We start from the raw sequence: 17140 nt of genomic DNA, 5'->3' as shown, positions 1-17140 counted from the left end.
TGGAGATAGGAGTGTACTATGAAAAAACGTGTGATAAGTCTGGTAACAGCTCTTATATTGGCGGCATCTGCGTTCAGCATGACCGGATGTGTGAAGGTAGTTAAGATTGGCGAAGAAGGAAAATTAACAGGAGATGTGGAATTTAACGCCGGGGATAATGTGGCTAACATCTGGGATTCCAAGGCGCTTCCCGAACTGGAGGGAAAGGCCGTGGATATAACCCAGTTTTTGGAAGAATCCGGCGGGGATTTGAAGTCCCTGGTTGATAAATATGGAAAATACTCCATGGGTACATCGGGAGAGATTAACTATGTGGTAAAGGGAACGGCCGTGGTGGAGGAAGTCAACCAGGAAAAGAAGGCCGGATACATGGTGGTAAAGCCTGAGGGTTATGGCGGGGATGTGGTCATAAAGCTTCAGATCGGCAGTGTATATAAGGGTTCATCGGTCAGGGATTCGCTGGATTTCATCAAATTCGGGGATTACAAGAACCAGCAGGAGTGGGCGGCTGTTTCGCAGAGCTTCCATGATATTATTGACGCCACCGTGGTTAAGGCGGCGGCGCCAGAGACACTGCAAGGCAAAACCATTGAATTTACAGGAACATTTACCGCTAATAAGGATGATGAGATCCTCATCACGCCTGTGAAGCTGACTGTAAAATAGGAGGTGGCTTTATGGAGTCAACAGTTAAATGCCGGGAGGGCGTCTGCCTTCACGCAGAGCAGATTGACAAGATTTATCCGGGCACCAAGGCCCTGGACCATGTTTCCTTTGATGTGCTTGCCGGCAAGGTCAATGTGCTGATTGGGGAAAATGGGGCGGGTAAATCCACCCTGATGAAAATCATCGCGGGGATTGAACAGCCCAGCGCAGGCACCCTGTATATGGGGGATAAGGAAGTGGCCTTTAAGGATACCACGGAAGCCAGGAAGCACGGCATCGGCATCATCCATCAGGAACTGAGCCTGTTTCCAAACCTGAATGTGTACCAGAACATTTTCATGGCCAAGGAGAAAAAGAACGGGTTTGTGCTGGATAACAGGAAACATGCCCAGCTGGCAGCCCAGATCTTAGAGCGTCTGGAGCATCCCATCAGCCCGGATACCCTGATTGGGGACCTGAGGGTGGGACAGCAGCAGATGATAGAGATTGCCAGGAACCTGATTGCGGACGACCTTAAGATACTGATTATGGATGAACCCACCTCATCCTTAAGCCAGCAGGAGGTTAAGATCCTTTTCAAAATCATGAGGGAACTTCTGGCCCAGGGCATTTCCATTGTATACATATCCCACCGCCTGGAGGAAATCATGGAAATCGGCGACCATGTGACGATTTTGAGGGACGGGAAGTATGTGGCGGACGCGGATGTAAAGGACATCGACGTGCCCTGGATCGTAAAGCAGATGACGGGCGAGGGCAAGTCCTATCCGAAAAAGGACAGGGACATTGACTGGGATAAGCAGGAGACCGTGCTGGAGGTCAGGGACCTGACCCTTCCAAAGAGCGGGGGCGGCTACCTGCTGAACCATGTGGATTTTAACCTGAAAAAGGGGGAAATCCTGGGAATATACGGGCTTATGGGCGCGGGCCGCACCGAGGTCTTTGAATGTATCATGGGCCTGAGGCCGGAGCATACAGGCGATATCCTGCTGGAGGGGGAGAAGATGGAAATCCACTCCATCTCAGAGCAGATTGAAAGGGGCTTTGCCCTGGTGCCGGAGGACAGGCAGAGGGAGGGCCTGGTGCAGACCATGAGCATCCTTAAGAACATTTCCCTGTCCAGCATTAAAAAGTATGTGAAGGGATTCCTGCTGGATGATAAGCTGGAGAGCCAGAGGGCGGATGAACAGATTAAGGATATCCACATCAAGGTGGCTGACAAGAACCTGCCCATCCTCTCACTTTCAGGAGGCAACCAGCAGAAGGTGGTCATTGGGAAGGGCCTGCTGACCAATCCCAAGATCCTGCTTCTGGACGAACCCAGCAGGGGCATTGACATCGGCGCCAAGACCGAGGTATTTGACATCATCAACCAGTATGCGGAAAAAGGGCTTTCCATCATTGTGATATCTTCTGAGTTAAAGGAAATCATCGCCATTGCGGACAGGGTCATGGTGCTGTCCAATGGCATCAAGACAGGGGAACTCATTGGGGACGAGATTCAGGAAGAAAGCCTGGTATTGTCATCATATAAAGGCCACCACGGCCAATGATTGGAAAAGGAGAGTATACATTATGAGTACGAATAAGAAATCTTCGAATAATGCCTTGGCCATGACGCTGTTAAAGGGCAGGACCTTTATTGTGCTGATTGTCCTTATGGTTTTTTTCAGCATCAAGGCCGCTAATTTCCTGAGCCTGAACACAGCCATGCTGATTGCAAAGCATGTGGCCCTGTACGGCATCCTGGGCATCGGCATGACCTATGTCATCATCACGGGAGGCATCGACCTTTCCGTGGGCGCAATCGTGGGACTGGCCGGAATGATTGCGGGCGGGCTTCTGGAAAAGGGGCTTACCCTTCAGATGTTCGGCGTGACCCTGTATTTTAATGTCCCGGCCGTGTTCATCATCACCATGCTGTTAGGCGTGGTAATCGGAACCTTGAACGGACTTGTGATTACCAGGTTCAATGTGGCACCCTTCATCGCCACCCTGGGCATGATGTATGTGGCCCGTGGGTTTGCCATGATCCGTTCAGGCGGCGCCACCTATTCAAAGATTACGGGTAACGAGGCCCTGGGCAACACGGGCTGGGAGGTGTTCGGACGCAATATCCCCGGGACCGTGATTCCTGTGGGCGTTGTGATCCTGGCAATCATTGCCGTGATTGCGGCCGTCATCCTGAGAAAGACTGCATTTGGCTGGCATGTGCTGTCCATCGGCGGCAATGAGAAGGCCGCCAGGCTGTCCGGCGTCAAGGTGAATAAGGTTAAGATCATGGTTTACGCCTTCTCAGGCCTGTGCGCGGCAGTGGTGGGGATTATCGCTTCCTCACAGCTGGTGGCCGCCCATCCTGCAACCGGTGAGGGCTGGGAGATGAACGCCATCGCGGCAGCCGTACTGGGCGGGACCTCCATGGCAGGCGGCGTGGGGACCATCGGCGGGACCATTGTGGGCGCGTTTGTAATCGGCGTCATCAATGACGGCATGGTTATGTGCGGCGTGTCCGAGTTCTGGCAGATGGTCATCAAGGGCCTGGTAATCGTACTGGCTGTCATCATCGACCAGTTCCAGCGGAACATGCAGGCTAAGATGGCGCTGCAGGCACGCAATGAGAATAAATAGGTGGTAGTAGAAGTTAAAACAGTTAAAGGACCCTGCGCGGCTAACGATATGTTGATATATGCCGCGCGGGGGATTTTATTTTATCATGTTTTATTTTATGGTTGGGAGACAGTTGGGCTTATTGCTTTATTGGGAGATAGGTGCTATAATCAATAAATAAATAGACTGTATAAGTACCCAGTTGGGTAATCGGCAGGAACTATACTTTTTTTATGCATAATAGTCTGTATAGGTTCCCAGATTACTGGGAATGGAGGATTAGATGAAAAGTGATGTAATCCAATATGAACGGACCTATAACCTGCTGAAAAGCAGGATTGAGTGCGGTATCCTCCCGGTTGGCAAAAAACTGCCGGGGAGGTCTGTGCTGTGCAAGGAATTGGGAACGTCTGAGAAGACGGTCCGGCGTGCATTGGAATTGTTGGAGCAGGATGGATTTCTGGAGACAGCCCCGAGGAAACGGCCAACCGTGGTATCGGCCTTTGCATCCCCCAGGGAACAGGGGATGCGAAACGTAAAGCAGGCGGACAGGGCCCAGGTAGACGATTTGCTGAAGACGGGTACCCTGCTGTGTTATCCCTTTTTCCTGCGGGGGATGCATCTTTGTACCGGCGAAGACTGGCATACGCCGGATATGCTGCTATCCAATATGGATCCGGAAAAGCCGGAAGAATTCTGGCAGCTCTCCAGCCGGATATGGCGTTTTTTCATTGCCAGGAATGAGAACGAACTGCTTATGCGGGCCGTGGACGGTCTGGGTTTTAAGGGGAAGGAGCCGCAGCACGGCTCACTGGAAGACCGGGAGCGGTACCATACCAATATCAGAAACATGTTTCAGACCGTTAAAAATGGGGATAAGCCCAAACAGGCTGACCTTGAACAGATATTTTCCCAATACAGGATAATCGCAGAACCGGCAGGGGAACGCCAGTTTTTCATGATGGTTCCTCTCTGCCCAAGACTGGCTAAGGCAGAGGGGGTTGGACAGCAGATCAGCCTGGGACAGGAGCGGTATTCCTCGGTCTGCCTGGACCTGCTCGGCCTGATTGCCATAGGACGATACCAGCCCGGTGACCGTCTGCCGACCCATGACCAGTTACAGGAAATCTATGGCGTCAGCCGGGATACCACGGTGAAGGCAGTCCGTATGCTGCAGGACTGGGGAGTGGTGGCTGCCGCGCCCCGCAGGGGGATCTCAGTTGAGATGAATCTGGAGGGACTTAAAAAAATCCATATCACGCCGGAAGTAATCGCCTGCCATGTGCGCCGGTATCTGGACAGCCTGGAGCTGCTCTGCATGACCGTGGAGAGGGCCGCTGCCCATGGGGCGGCGCATATGACACAGGAAGACAGGGAACGGCTCTGTAAGGCCATTGCCTGGCAGTATGAACAGCCCTATGAGCATCAGCTGATACCGCGCACCATGCTGGATTTCATTACAGGGCATATCCAGTATGACGCCCTGCGCTCCATTTATCAGATACTGTCCAGGAACTTCAGTATTGGAAGGAGTATCCCAAAGCTGGTCAGCCCGGATAAGAATCCCCGGAATATCAGCATTTACCGGCAGTATATGGAAGCAGCCGCCATATTGGCCGGGGGCGATACTGTCCGGTTTGCAAAGATGGCGGCAGATATGTACGGACAGGTCCGGGGCCTGATCATCACGGAATGCAGGCGGCTGGGGTATTGGGATGCGGCCATGCAGGTATATGACGGCAGGTCCCTGTGGAAGTAATGCACTTCCAGGCAGCATCTAATGTAGTGAAAGGAAGACGGATCATCATCATGAACAAAAGAAAGAAAAAGAATAAAGGAGGCAAATGGGAAATATCCTTTGCCCCCATTACGCGGTACAGCATGACATTCTGCGCGCTGGTCCTTATCATCATCCTTCTGGGAGGAGGCATCCTTTCTATCAGACGGATGAAGACGGATGCCGATGCATCCCTGATTACAAGCCATGCACAGATATCCCAGCGGGTGGCCGGAGCCATCCATCTGCTGGAATCCCTTGCAAGCCTTCCCGAGTTTTATGACCCGGATCTGCCGCCCATCGAAAAGGTCAAAAAACTGGATCAGATGAACCCGTATTTCGGATACATGATGATCTGTTATGTGGATTCCGGCATCACCGTTTATTCGGATGGTTCCGAACCGGCCAGCCTTGCCAGCCGGGATTACATGCAGCGGCTGTTTTCCACGGGGCAGCGGCAGGTGACGGACAGTTTTGCAGCAGGGGCGGATGGGGCAACGCTGAATTATACGGTAGCGGTTCCACTGAAAGACAGCCAGGGAAAAATCACAGGCTGCCTGTTCTGCGCCATTTACTTTGATGAGGTGGTGGAAATCCTGGGTCAGTCGGCGGGGGTCAATGGCCTGGAGGTGACGCTGGTCGGCACCCGCGGTCAGATCATGTCTTCCTCGGACGGTCTTCCCTATGGGGAATCCATCATGAATGTACTTCAGGACAGCGTGTTGTTCGGCACCACGGCGGATCAGCTGGAGGAACAGCTTCTGGCTTCCCTTCCGGGGTCGTTCTGGAGCCTGAGGGATGGAGGTCTTTATTATACCACTTATCAGCGGGTGGAGAATACCGGGTGGGATATTTTGTGCTCGGTTAATTTCTGGACCGCTTTTGGGGAGACGCTTCCTGCGCTGTGCATGGTATTCGGGCTGACCGCGCTGGTCTGTATGGGACTCATGTGGTTTGTGCGGCGTTATATCGCCGGCCAGATGCAGGTGGTGGACACCCTTGTCCATTCCGTGGAGGAACTGGAAAAGAGGGTTTACCAGGATGAACGTCCGGAGGAAGTGGACTTTAAGGAGGTACTGCGTCTGACAAGCAATGGCCTGTCAGACAGCCTGACCGGCGTGGTCACCCGTTCGGTTTTCCTGAACCAGGCATCCTCCCGCCTGAAAAAGGCCGACCCGCAGAAACTTAAGGCCCTGTGCTTTGTGGATATGGATAACCTGAAATATATCAACGACAGCTGCGGCCATGCGGGTGGGGATATCGGGCTGAAAAGTATAGGATATACCCTTCGGGAATACGAGAAAAAATATGACGGTGTGGTAGGCCGGTACGGCGGGGATGAATTTGTTTTGCTTCTGACCAGTCTGGACGATGAGAAGGAGCTGCTGAATGTGCTGGACGAGCTTGTACTCCGTCTTCAGACCCATATCCAGTCAGGCGGGCAGAGTATCCCGGTCCAGTGCAGTATCGGGGTTTCCATCTACCAGCCGGGGGCGGAGCTGAAGCAGATGATTGCCGATGCGGACGAGGCCCTTTATTATGTGAAACAGAATGGAAAAGGATATTATCATATCCACCAGAATTGAGGGACGTATGGACAGATTCATTAGGCGGCTGCCGGTTTGTCTGGCCGCAGTGCTGCTGGTGCTGGTTTTGACCGCTGCCACAGGGCTGGGACTGTGCCGTTCAATTGTAGGATTACGCCAGAGAGAAGCAGAAAATATACTGTTTTACTACAGTGAGAAAATCCTGCTGCAGATGCAGGGTACCATGAATGAGGCAGGCGCCCTGGCCAAGACAGCGTATGCGATGGAGAAAGGCCAGGCGGATCAGTCCGATTGGTTTGAGCATGCGGCGGGGCCGTTGCTGGAGCGGGACGAGGTCTGCATAACATATCTGTTTGAAGGGGATATCCTGGCCGCAGCCTTGCCAAAGGACAGGTTCGGGAACCTGGTGGGACGGGAACTGCAGGATTTCTCTTATATCTATACCTTGGCCAAGGTTGTCAAGGACCTTGTGGTGGAGGGCCCGGTTGTATTGGCGGATGATCCACAACAGCAGGAGGTGTTCCTGTTCCTGCAGCCGATTGTAGAGAAGGATGCCTATCTGGGACAGGTGGCAGTGGCCCTGGACCGGGACTATGTACTTGGCCAGCTTGGGCTTAATGACCTGTATACCCAGGGGTATGATTATGAATTGTGGCGCGTGGAACCCCAGAATGGGAACAAGGAGGTCATTGCCAACTCACGGGCGGATGTGGATTTCTCGTTGGCGCAGAAGACTGTTTTTTATCTGCCGACCCAATGGACACTCAGCATCCAGCCGACAGCCGGCTGGCTCAGCGCCGCGCAATGGGTGTCCCTGATCCTGATATGCATGCTGGAGGCAGCCGCTCTGCTGGCGCTTTCATTCCTGTTGTGCACAACCATACAGCAAAAGCGTGCGCTTGAGAAAACAGGTTCCATGGATAAAGATACCGGGCTTTATAACCGGAAGGGTTTTACGGCTGCGCTGGACGGCTGGCTCAGTAACGGGGACCGTCCTGTTACCCTGTTTTACTTCTCCATTGAGGGGTATATCCAAGCCGCGCGGATGATAGGGGAGGCAGAGGAGTTGGAATTCCTTAAGAGCATTCCGGCCCGGCTGGATGATTATATCCATAATCCCTATCTTGCCGGAAGGCTGGACGCCGGAAGCTATATCATAGCCGTGCGGGAGAAGATGGAAGAGCAGCAGCGGGAGGATTTTGCAAAGGGACTGTCCCTGGAACTTTTATTACAGGTGCGTATGGACGGGGAAAAGAATTTCCTGATGGCGCGCTACCAATATGCCTGCTGCCAGCCGGGCGTCTGCAGGGGGGAGGAAGAAATCTCCAAACTGATTCATGAGTATTACCGCCGCGTGTCCCAGGAATCTCCCATCCGTATGCTGACAGAAAAATGTTGTCAGCTGATTGCGGGGAAGAGCGATGTGACCTTTGACGAATATACGGATATTGAAATGATGGAGCTGTCCAAGACCTTTAACCGTTACCGCAAGCAGGTGGAGCAGCTGGCCTATTTTGACCCTGTGTTTAATGTGGGGAACCGGCCGAAGTTCCTCCGGGATACGAATATGCTGATTTCCTATGACAAAAAAAGGCGGTTCAAACTGTACTGCGTGGATATCTGTTCCTTCAGCCAGTACAATGAGCTGTTCAGCGCCAGCATAGGGGATGAAATCCTGCATGAGGTACTGCGCCGTCTGTCACGGCCCTTTGGTTCCTATGTCTACCGTATTAACGGCGATGTATTTTTAGGGGTATCCCTCTCCGATGAAAGCGTAGGGTTCTTTGTTACCCGGCTGCAGAAAATGTTTGCCACACCGATTACGGTAGGGAACCTTTCCTTTCTCCTGCAGATCCGCATCGTGGCATGCCTGTATCCGGAACATGGCAAAACACCGGGGGATCTTCTGGACCATATACAGTCCGCCCTCCGTTTCTCCAAGGAATCAGGAGATGCGGTGGTGGTTTATAGCCGCCAGCTGGATGAAATCATCCGGACAGAGGCCGACATCCTGCGCCGCATGAAGGATGCCATCCGGGAGGACACGCTGGAGGTCTGGTATCAGCCCATCATGCAGCTGGATGGCGGACAATACACTGCGGCCGAAGCGCTTGTACGCCTGCCGGATGGAAACGGGGGACATTTTTCCGCGGGGCAGGTGATTTCACTTGCTGAGCGCAATGGCATCGTGGAGGAACTTGGCGATTATGTGCTGTCCAGGGCATGCGTATTCATGCAGAACCAGGGCGTGGGTCTGGGACTTAAACGTATTGGCATCAACCTGTCCGTGCAGCAGCTTCTGGTGGAAAACAGCGCCCGGCACCTGCTGGAACTGATCCACTCCACCGGGGTGGATCCACGGCGGATTACCCTGGAGATTACGGAGAGTATCCTGATCCAATCCATTGACCGGGCGGCAGAGGTACTGGAGCAGTTACGTCTGTCCGGCGTCCACATCGCACTGGATGATTTCGGTGTGGGCTACAGCAGCCTTAACTATCTATCCAACCTTCCGGTGGATGTCATTAAGATTGACCGTTCCCTGACCAAGCAGATCCTGACCAGCCCTAAACAGTGCGCCCTGCTTAAATCCATTGCGGAAATGGCTGCCATCAACGATTTGGGGGTAGTGGCGGAAGGGGTTGAGACACAGGAAGAATTAAATGCCATTGCTGTTTCCGGCGTGCAGTTCATTCAGGGATATTATTATGCCCGTCCCATGCCGGAGGAGAAGGTGTGTCATTTCCTGAGTCAGCAGGATGCAGTTGGATAGAAGGGTTTTTGTTTTTACAGTTCTGCCCTGGGGAGTAGTTACATACTCTCCAGGGCGATTTTTTTTGTGCCATGGAGTTTTTGTTTTACATCTATTTTACAGGACCTCACTTTTTGATTTTACACTGTCCGGCTAAAATCTAAGAGTAGATTGGAAATGTGAAAGGAACGGCCATGTCTGATATATCATTGGTAAATGTAAGCAAGACTTATAAAAACGGCTACTGCGCGGTAAAGGATTTTAATCTGGATATCCGGGAAGGCGAGCTGGTTATCTTCGTGGGTCCATCGGGCTGCGGAAAGTCCACCACCCTCAGGATGATTGCGGGCCTGGAGGATATATCCTCAGGGGAACTGTGGATGGATGACTGCCTCATGAACATGGTGGAGCCAAAGGACAGGGACCTGTCCATGGTATTCCAGAACTACGCCCTGTACCCCCATATGACGGTATATGAAAACATGGCCTTTGGCCTGCGGGCCCATAAGACGCCCAAGGCAGAGATTGACAAACGGGTCAGGGAGGCGGCCGGGATACTGGAGATAGGCCACCTTCTGGACAGAAAGCCCAGCGCCCTTTCCGGAGGGCAGAAGCAGAGGGTGGCAATCGGAAGCGTGATTGTGCGCAAGCCCAGGGCGTATCTCATGGATGAGCCTTTGTCCAACCTGGATGCAAAGCTGAGGAGCCAGATGCGGGTGGAGATAGCCAAGCTTCACAGGCAGCTGGGAGCCACCATGATCTATGTGACCCATGACCAGGTGGAGGCAATGACCCTGGGCACCAGGATCGTCGTCATGAAAGACGGGGCCATACAGCAGGTGGCGCCGCCTGCCGAACTGTATCAGAACCCGGTGAACCGGTTCGTGGCCGGCTTCATCGGCTCCCCGGCCATGAACTTCCTGGAAGGGAAGGTAATCCTTAAGGACCAGAAACCGTGCCTGGAAGGAAAAGGCTGGCAGCTTCCCCTGACCGCGGCCCAGGGGAAAAAGCTTATGAATAAAGGCTATATGGAAAAGGCGGTCACCCTGGGAATCCGGGCGGAAGACCTGCATGGACAGGCGTCGGGAGAAGCCTGGCTGGAGGTTCTGGTGGATGTGAGGGAAATGCTGGGCGCGGAAGTCCTGCTCCATGGACGGGTGTGTGGGGATGGCGGGAGTGTCCGGGACGGTATGGACCAGGACGGAACTGTCCGGGGTGATATGGTCCAGTGCGGGGCTGACAGGGACGATGCAGCCAAGAGCGGGCCGGCCCGGGGCGATGCAGCCCAAGGTGGGCCGGTTCCGGAAGGAATCATTTGGGAAAATTCCCCAATTATATCTGCCAAGCTGCCGCCCTCCTGTCCTGCGAAGGCAGGCAGCCGGGTACGCCTTTATGTGGATATGGCCCGTATCAAACTGTTTGACACAATAACAGAAGAAAATATTCTGTATGTATAGGAGCAGAACCATGAAAGAAAAATCATTCATAAAAAAGGCGGGACCATACGCCTACACGGCGCCTGCGCTTCTGGTCTTTGCCGTATTCCTGTTTTATCCATTTTTTAAGACAATCTATCTAAGCCTGTTTAAGACAAATAAAATGGGTCAGGCCAAGCTGTTTGTGGGACTTGGGAATTATACGGACCTGTTCCGGTCCGGGTCATTCTTTAACAGCCTGACGGTGACGCTGATATTCGTGGTGATAGTGGTATCGGTCAGCATGGCCCTTGGACTCATGGCAGCCATGCTGTGCAACCGGGCATTTCCGGGTATCCGGGTGTTCAGCACGGCATATGCGCTTCCCATGGCTATTGCGTCCAGCTCCGCTGCCCTGATATTTAAAATCATGCTCCACCCGTCCATCGGGATTGTGAACAAGCTGCTGGGACTTGACATCAACTGGGTCAATGACCCCAAATATGCGCTGGTCTGTGTGGCCCTCCTTACCGCGTGGCTGAACAGCGGCATCAACTTCCTGTACTTTTCCGCAGGTCTTGGCAATATCGATGAGTCCATCTATGAGCGGGCATCGGTGGACGGAGCGGGCGCGCTGCAGAAATTCTTCCGGCTGACCCTGCCGGGGCTCAGCCCCATCATGTTCTACACGGTGGTGGTGAATATCATCCAGGCCTTCCAGGCCTTCGGGCAGGTGAAGATCCTGACCAAGGGCGGGCCGGGGGAGTCCACCAACCTGATTGTATATTCCATTTACAGGGATGCATTCTTTAATTACCGGTTCGGCAGCGCGGCTGCCCAGTCCGTCATCCTGTTTGCCATCATCATGGCACTGACGTTAATCATGTTTAAAGTAGAGAAGAAAGGGGTCAGCTATTAATGGAGCAGACACTTGTTATCAGAAGGACCGGGGAAATGGACCGGGAAGAAATCAGACGCGTCCAGGAGGCGGCCAACCGCAGGGCGCTGCTGGTGAGAAGAGGGAGGACCGCCGTCCTTATTGGGCTTAATATACTTGTCTCCCTGTTTGTGCTGCTTCCGCTTCTGTATGCGGTCAGCGTGGCCTTCATGCCCTCCAGCGAACTGTTTACCACACAGATGAACCTGCTGCCCTCATCGCCGACCCTGGAGAACTTCCGGCAGGCCCTCATCAAGGTGCCCTTGGCCAGGTTTGTGGCCAATTCCTTCATGGTGGCCGGGCTGATTACCCTGGGGCAGATCATATCCTGTTCCCTGGCAGCATTTTCCTTTTCCTTCCTGGACTTTAAGGGGAAGGAAGCGCTGTTCATGCTTGTGATGGCAACCATGATGATACCGGGGGAGGCGACCATCATATCCAATTACCTGACCGTAAGCCGTTTCGGATGGCTGGATTCCTATCAGGTGCTGATCGTGCCGTATCTTACATCGGCCATGGGCATTTTCCTGTTCAGGCAGTTTTATAAATCCTTTCCCATCTCATTGTATGAATCCGCCAAAATAGACGGATGCGGGAACCTCCGGTTCATATTCAGGATACTCCTGCCCCTGACCAAGTCAGCCATCGGGGCCATGGCGGTGTATACCTTCATCAATGCATGGAATATGTATATGTGGCCGCTGCTTGTGACGGGTTCCAATGAGATGAGGACCGTGCAGATCGGTATCAGTATGCTCAATAATGAGGATGCCCAGTCCATTACCCTGATGATTGCGGGGGTAATCCTGGTAATCATACCTTCCATAGCTATCTTTATCGCCGGACAGAAACAGCTGATCCGGGGGATGTTCTCAGGCGCTGTTAAGGGATGACCAGCCCTTTACATATAAAATAAATCATAAATAAGATTTCGGAGGAATGAACGGTTATGAAGAAAAGATGGATGACAACAATGACAGCCTTCGCGGCAGCCGCAGTGCTGGCCGCTTCCATGACAGGATGCGGGGCCAAGGCGGCATCTTCGGATACGTCTGCACAGGGAAGCAGGGAAGGAACCGGGCAGGACGGCAGCGGACAGGATGGCGCGGGGCAGGACACGGCAGGACAGGGCCAGCCAGGGGAGGCTTCCGGCAGCACGGAACAGACCGGGACCATACCGGCGGAGGGTACGGACATCACCTTCTGGCATTCCATGGGCGGGGTGAACGGGGAGGCGCTGGATTACCTGGTTAACCGTTTTAATACGGAAAATACCCTTGGAATCAAGGTGGATGCCCAGTACCAGGGGGAATATGATGATGCAATCAACAAGTTAAAAAGCGCCCAGATCGGCAACATGGGGGCTGACCTGGTCCAGATATATGACATCGGCACCCGTTTCATGATTGATTCCGGCTGGGTGGTGCCCATGCAGGAACTGATGGATGCGGACGGCTGGGATAAATCAGTGATTGAACCAAACATCGCTGCGTATTATACTGTAGATGATAAGCTGTACTCCATGCCATTTAATTCCTCCACCCCGATCCTTTACTACAACAAGGATATGTTTGAGAAGGCAGGCGTGACAAAGGTGCCGGAAAGCCTTATGGAGATTGCCGATGCCGCGGACGCCCTGGTACAAAAGGGCGGGGCCGGAGAGCCGATTTCCCTTGGCATCTACGGCTGGTTTTTCGAGCAGTTCACATGTAAACAGGGGCTTTCATATGTCAACAATGGAAATGGAAGACAGGCGGCAGCAACCGCTGTGGATTTTGACCGGAACGGTGCGGCCGTGAGCACGCTGACGGCCTGGAAAGAGCTGTATGACAAGGGATATGCCCCAATCGTGGGGCGGGGAGGCGACTCCGGACTGGCTGATTTCAGCTCCGGGAAATCTGCCATGACCCTGGGTTCCACGGCTTCCCTGAAGCAGATATTAGGGGATGTGAACGGTAAATTTGAGGTGGGGACCGCTTATTTCCCAAAGGTAAATGCAGACGATAAGGGCGGCGTTTCCATTGGCGGAGCATCCCTGTGGGCATTGAATAACGAGGATGATGCGAAAAAGGCAGCCACATGGGAGTTCGTGAAATTCCTTGTATCGCCTGAAAGCCAGGCATACTGGAATGCCCAGACCGGATATTTCCCTGTGACGGCAGACGCCCATGACGAGCCGGTCTTTAAGGAAAATATGGCTCAGTATCCCCAGTTCGGGACAGCCATTGACCAGCTCCATGATTCCGCTCCGGAGTCCGCGGGCGCGCTTTTAAGTGTGTTCCCTGAGGCCAGACAGGTGGTGGAGACGGAAATCGAGAACATGCTGAACAACAATATAACTCCTGAGGATACGGCTGCCAATATGGCAAAGCAGATTAATAAGGCAATTGAGGAATATAATCTTTTAAATGAGTGATAATGATGAGTGGGGGATGGGACATGAAGACACAGGTATGGGCACACAGAGGCGCGTCCGCTTATGCGCCGGAGAATACGCTGGAGGCATTCAAGCTGGCGGCGGGACAGGGCGCTGACGGCGTGGAGCTGGATGTACAGCTGAGCCGGGACAATGAACTGGTAGTGGCGCATGATGAAACCATAGACAGGGTCAGCAACGGTTCAGGCTACATTAAGGACCATACCTTAAGTGAGCTTAAGAAACTGCGGTTTAACCGCCTGTTCCCTGAGTACAGGGATGCGTCCATCCCCACGCTGGGAGAGGTCTATGAGCTGTTAAGACCCACAGGGCTTGTGGTTAACGTTGAACTGAAGACAGGGATCGTGCCCTATGAGGGAATTGAGGAAAGGGTGCTTGACCTGGCATCTGAAATGGGGATGGGTGACCGGGTCATCTACTCCTCCTTCCATCACCCAAGCCTTGTGAAGCTGAAAATGCTGGATTCCTCGGTGAAAACCGGGCTGCTCTATTCTGACGGGTGGATTGACGTGGCTTCCTATGGGCGGCATACGGCCCGGGTGGATGCGCTCCATCCCGCGCTGTACCACATGCAGGATCCGGAACTGATCCCGTCGGCCAGGTCCCTTGGGCTGGCCCTGCACGTGTGGACGGTCAACGATGAGGAGTATATGGAAATGCTGGTAAGGCAGGGAGTGGAGGCCATCATCACCAATAAACCGGATCTGTGCAGAAGCGTGGCCGACCGGGTGGATCCCTTTGGCTGATGCCGGATTCAGGAAAGGATTGATGGAATGATAAGACTTGTAGCGGTTGACATGGACGGCACACTGCTGGGACCTGACGGGCGTGTGTCGGACCGGAATGCCCATGTGATACGGTGTATGCAGAACATGGGGGTGGAGCTTCTCATATGTACGGGAAGAAGCTATGAAGACGCCCTGCTTCCGCTTGAAGAGGCAGGGCTTAAGGCATCGGTTGTATGTATGAACGGGGCTTCCACCTATGACGTCCGGGGCAGGCGGATCGGCAAGGTGGAGCTTGCCGGGACACAGGTGGAACGGATTGTGGAATGCTGTAAGGATGCGGACGTCATCTTTGACTTCATGACGGATAAGGGAAGCTGTACCATTGCAGAAGAGGAAGCCTTCAAGGATTATTTTAACCGCAATGTATTGCTGCCAATGGCTGAATTTTCCTATGAAGGCGTGCGCCGGCGTTTTACCTTCCTGCCTCCCGGGGAGCTGTTTGAACGGGGGCTGGAGTTCTATAAGATTTCCGTCATCCATGAATCCCCCCTTGTGCTGGATGGACTCAGGGAACGGCTTCGGGCGGTTCCCGGCCTGGCCATCGCGTCCTCGGCCGCTACCAACCTGGAACTGACCCACCAGGAGGCCCAGAAGGGCAAGGCCCTGGCAGAATACGCCGCAATGAGGAATATACGGCGGGATGAAATCATGGCGGTGGGGGACAGCGAGAACGACCATTCCATGCTGTCCATGAATCTTAAGTACACGGTGGCCATGGGGAATGCCGTGGAACGCATTAAAAAGACCGCCAAATGCCAGACGCGCCCCAACAGCCAGGACGGGGTGGCATACGCCATTGAAAATTTAGTGCTGCCTTACGCAATGCTGTACTAGTTAGGCGGATCCGCGGCAGTATCCTTTTCAGGCATCTTCCGGAATAAGCGCCACATGAACAGGAAGGACGGCAGGAATGCCCCTGCAAATGCAACGGCCTGGGCCTCCTCTATCCCATGAAGTCCCCTCAGTCTTGCCAGTATCAGGATTGAAGGAATGAAGATCAGTCCTCCCCGCAGCAGGGAAAGCACGGAGGCGCCCAGCTTCTGTCCGGTACTCTGGTATAACATCTCCGTTGCCATGGACATGGGGAGGAGCAGAAGGGAAAGGCCCTGGACCCTGAGCGCCCGTGTACCGATGGCAATCACGTCCGGATCGTCCCTGAACAGCCCAATCAGGCTGCCGGACCAGATGATCAGAAACACCACTGAGACACTGACGAATGTTTCCGCCATGATGACGGTCACACGGAATGCCTTACGCACGCGGCTGTACCTGCCTGCGCCGTAGTTGAAACCGCTGACCGGCTGGAAGCCGTGCCCGATGCCAAGGGCAATGGAAAATATGAAATGGATGATGCGGTTCACAATGCTCATTGCCGCGATGGCGGCGTCACCGTAGACAGCGGCCTGCCCGTTTAACACCATGGTAGTCACGCTGTTCAGCCCCTGGCGCAGCAGGCTTGGAAGCCCTGTTGCCAGGATATCTAAAATCTGTTTTCTGTCAAATGAGACTTTCCTCCAGGTAATCCGGCACACGGATTTCCCACGTATGTAAATACCCAGCAGAATACAAAATCCGGCCATCTGGCTGAGGGCCGTTGATAATCCGGCCCCGGCAATGCCCATTTTAAAGACGAACATCAGGATGGGATCCCCGATTATATTGAGGATGCCCCCGGTCATCATGCCAATCATGCCCAATGCGGCCTTTCCCTCATACCTCAGGATCTGATTCATGGTAAAGCTGGCTGACATGAACGGAGTAGCCGCCAGGATATAGGAAATGTAGATCTTGGCATAGGAGGCAATGGTAGGCGTGCTGCCCAAAAGCATGACCAGGGGGTCTAACAGCAGCCAGGATACAATGGAGAGCAGGACACCGAATCCAAAGGAAAAGAAAAATCCTGTGGAAGCGGTTACGGTGGCCTTTTCATTTTCCTGCTGCCCCAGCAGGCGGGCAATGATGCTGCCCGCGCCCTGGCCGAACACGAAGCCGATGGCCTGAATCATGGTCATGAAGCCAAACACCACGCCCACTGCCCCGCTTGCGCTTGTGCCCAGCCGGCCCACAAAGGCGGTGTCGGCCAGATTATAGATGTTCGTGACCAGCATGGTCAGGATTGACGGGACGCAGAGCCGGGCAATCAGCGGTGCCACGTCTGTATTTATCATTTTCTCATATTGGGAAGCCGTTTGCTGTTTCATATCTCAACCTCAT

13 protein-coding genes are annotated in these 17140 nt (G+C 53.6%); 12 read left to right on the top strand and 1 reads right to left on the bottom strand.

The genetic code is table 11. The features are described from left to right. Window positions 1–18: 18 nt before the first annotated feature. The 12 genes from MCJ35_RS22495 to MCJ35_RS22440 all read left to right on the top strand — a co-directional run bounded on the left by MCJ35_RS22495 (window position 19) and on the right by MCJ35_RS22440 (window position 15760). Window positions 19–666 carry a DUF2291 domain-containing protein gene (locus MCJ35_RS22495; protein ID WP_008720423.1) on the top strand — a complete coding sequence of 216 codons (648 nt, stop codon included), beginning with the start codon at window positions 19–21 and terminating at the stop codon, window positions 664–666. 11 nt (window positions 667–677) lie between these two features. Beyond that, window positions 678–2219, top strand: coding sequence for a sugar ABC transporter ATP-binding protein (locus MCJ35_RS22490; RefSeq protein WP_008720421.1), 1542 nt, complete (start codon window positions 678–680; stop codon window positions 2217–2219). Between the two features lie 22 nt (window positions 2220–2241). Then, a complete protein-coding gene (locus MCJ35_RS22485) occupies window positions 2242–3294 on the top strand; it encodes an ABC transporter permease (RefSeq protein ID WP_025485167.1) in 1053 nt (350 codons plus the stop codon). A 262-nt stretch (window positions 3295–3556) separates the two neighbouring features. Next, window positions 3557–5032 carry a GntR family transcriptional regulator gene (locus tag MCJ35_RS22480; RefSeq protein WP_025485168.1) on the top strand — a complete coding sequence of 492 codons (1476 nt, stop codon included), beginning with the start codon at window positions 3557–3559 and terminating at the stop codon, window positions 5030–5032. Window positions 5033–5082: 50 nt separating this feature from the next. Next, the gene (locus MCJ35_RS22475) at window positions 5083–6636 is read left to right on the top strand and encodes a diguanylate cyclase domain-containing protein (RefSeq protein ID WP_008720414.1); all 1554 of its coding nucleotides are present in this window, start codon (window positions 5083–5085) and stop codon (window positions 6634–6636) included. 7 nt (window positions 6637–6643) lie between these two features. Then, window positions 6644–9370 (top strand): putative bifunctional diguanylate cyclase/phosphodiesterase, encoded by a 2727-nt coding sequence (locus tag MCJ35_RS22470; RefSeq protein ID WP_025485169.1) that lies wholly within the window; start codon window positions 6644–6646, stop codon window positions 9368–9370. Between the two features lie 173 nt (window positions 9371–9543). Beyond that, window positions 9544–10806 (top strand): ABC transporter ATP-binding protein, encoded by a 1263-nt coding sequence (locus tag MCJ35_RS22465; RefSeq protein WP_025485170.1) that lies wholly within the window; start codon window positions 9544–9546, stop codon window positions 10804–10806. A 10-nt stretch (window positions 10807–10816) separates the two neighbouring features. Next, window positions 10817–11683, top strand: a complete 867-nt coding sequence (locus MCJ35_RS22460) for a carbohydrate ABC transporter permease (RefSeq protein WP_025485172.1) — start codon at window positions 10817–10819, stop codon at window positions 11681–11683. Beyond that, complete coding sequence (locus MCJ35_RS22455) at window positions 11683–12594, top strand: carbohydrate ABC transporter permease (RefSeq protein ID WP_025485174.1); 912 nt, start codon at window positions 11683–11685, stop codon at window positions 12592–12594. The genes MCJ35_RS22460 and MCJ35_RS22455 overlap by 1 nt, the downstream gene beginning before the upstream one ends. A 56-nt stretch (window positions 12595–12650) precedes the next feature. Beyond that, window positions 12651–14117, top strand: a complete 1467-nt coding sequence (locus MCJ35_RS22450; RefSeq protein WP_240299660.1) for an ABC transporter substrate-binding protein — start codon at window positions 12651–12653, stop codon at window positions 14115–14117. A 23-nt stretch (window positions 14118–14140) separates the two neighbouring features. After that, window positions 14141–14884: a glycerophosphodiester phosphodiesterase gene (locus tag MCJ35_RS22445; RefSeq protein WP_025485175.1), complete on the top strand. Its 744-nt coding sequence runs from the start codon at window positions 14141–14143 to the stop codon at window positions 14882–14884. A 27-nt stretch (window positions 14885–14911) separates the two neighbouring features. Further along, window positions 14912–15760, top strand: a complete 849-nt coding sequence (locus MCJ35_RS22440) for a Cof-type HAD-IIB family hydrolase (protein WP_025485176.1) — start codon at window positions 14912–14914, stop codon at window positions 15758–15760. Here the strand turns inward: MCJ35_RS22440 and MCJ35_RS22435 are convergent. Beyond that, window positions 15757–17127, bottom strand: coding sequence for an MATE family efflux transporter (locus tag MCJ35_RS22435; protein ID WP_008720399.1), 1371 nt, complete (start codon window positions 17125–17127; stop codon window positions 15757–15759). The genes MCJ35_RS22440 and MCJ35_RS22435 overlap by 4 nt on opposite strands. Window positions 17128–17140 lie beyond the last annotated feature (13 nt).

Origin of the sequence: Enterocloster sp. OA13 (assembly GCF_022440595.1) — a bacterium.
Taxonomy (GTDB): domain Bacteria; phylum Bacillota; class Clostridia; order Lachnospirales; family Lachnospiraceae; genus Enterocloster; species Enterocloster hominis.
The sequence above is the reverse complement of the archived record's forward strand: the minus strand, read 5'-3'. Positions and strand labels throughout refer to the sequence as shown.

Coding starts and splice junctions, on each gene's coding strand:
- MCJ35_RS22495 (WP_008720423.1), top strand. CDS start 19: ATGAAAAAACGTGTGATAAGTCTGGTAACAGCTCTTATATTGGCGGCA.
- MCJ35_RS22490 (WP_008720421.1), top strand. CDS start 678: ATGGAGTCAACAGTTAAATGCCGGGAGGGCGTCTGCCTTCACGCAGAG.
- MCJ35_RS22485 (WP_025485167.1), top strand. CDS start 2,242: ATGAGTACGAATAAGAAATCTTCGAATAATGCCTTGGCCATGACGCTG.
- MCJ35_RS22480 (WP_025485168.1), top strand. CDS start 3,557: ATGAAAAGTGATGTAATCCAATATGAACGGACCTATAACCTGCTGAAA.
- MCJ35_RS22475 (WP_008720414.1), top strand. CDS start 5,083: ATGAACAAAAGAAAGAAAAAGAATAAAGGAGGCAAATGGGAAATATCC.
- MCJ35_RS22470 (WP_025485169.1), top strand. CDS start 6,644: ATGGACAGATTCATTAGGCGGCTGCCGGTTTGTCTGGCCGCAGTGCTG.
- MCJ35_RS22465 (WP_025485170.1), top strand. CDS start 9,544: ATGTCTGATATATCATTGGTAAATGTAAGCAAGACTTATAAAAACGGC.
- MCJ35_RS22460 (WP_025485172.1), top strand. CDS start 10,817: ATGAAAGAAAAATCATTCATAAAAAAGGCGGGACCATACGCCTACACG.
- MCJ35_RS22455 (WP_025485174.1), top strand. CDS start 11,683: ATGGAGCAGACACTTGTTATCAGAAGGACCGGGGAAATGGACCGGGAA.
- MCJ35_RS22450 (WP_240299660.1), top strand. CDS start 12,651: ATGAAGAAAAGATGGATGACAACAATGACAGCCTTCGCGGCAGCCGCA.
- MCJ35_RS22445 (WP_025485175.1), top strand. CDS start 14,141: ATGAAGACACAGGTATGGGCACACAGAGGCGCGTCCGCTTATGCGCCG.
- MCJ35_RS22440 (WP_025485176.1), top strand. CDS start 14,912: ATGATAAGACTTGTAGCGGTTGACATGGACGGCACACTGCTGGGACCT.
- MCJ35_RS22435 (WP_008720399.1), bottom strand. CDS start 17,127: ATGAAACAGCAAACGGCTTCCCAATATGAGAAAATGATAAATACAGAC.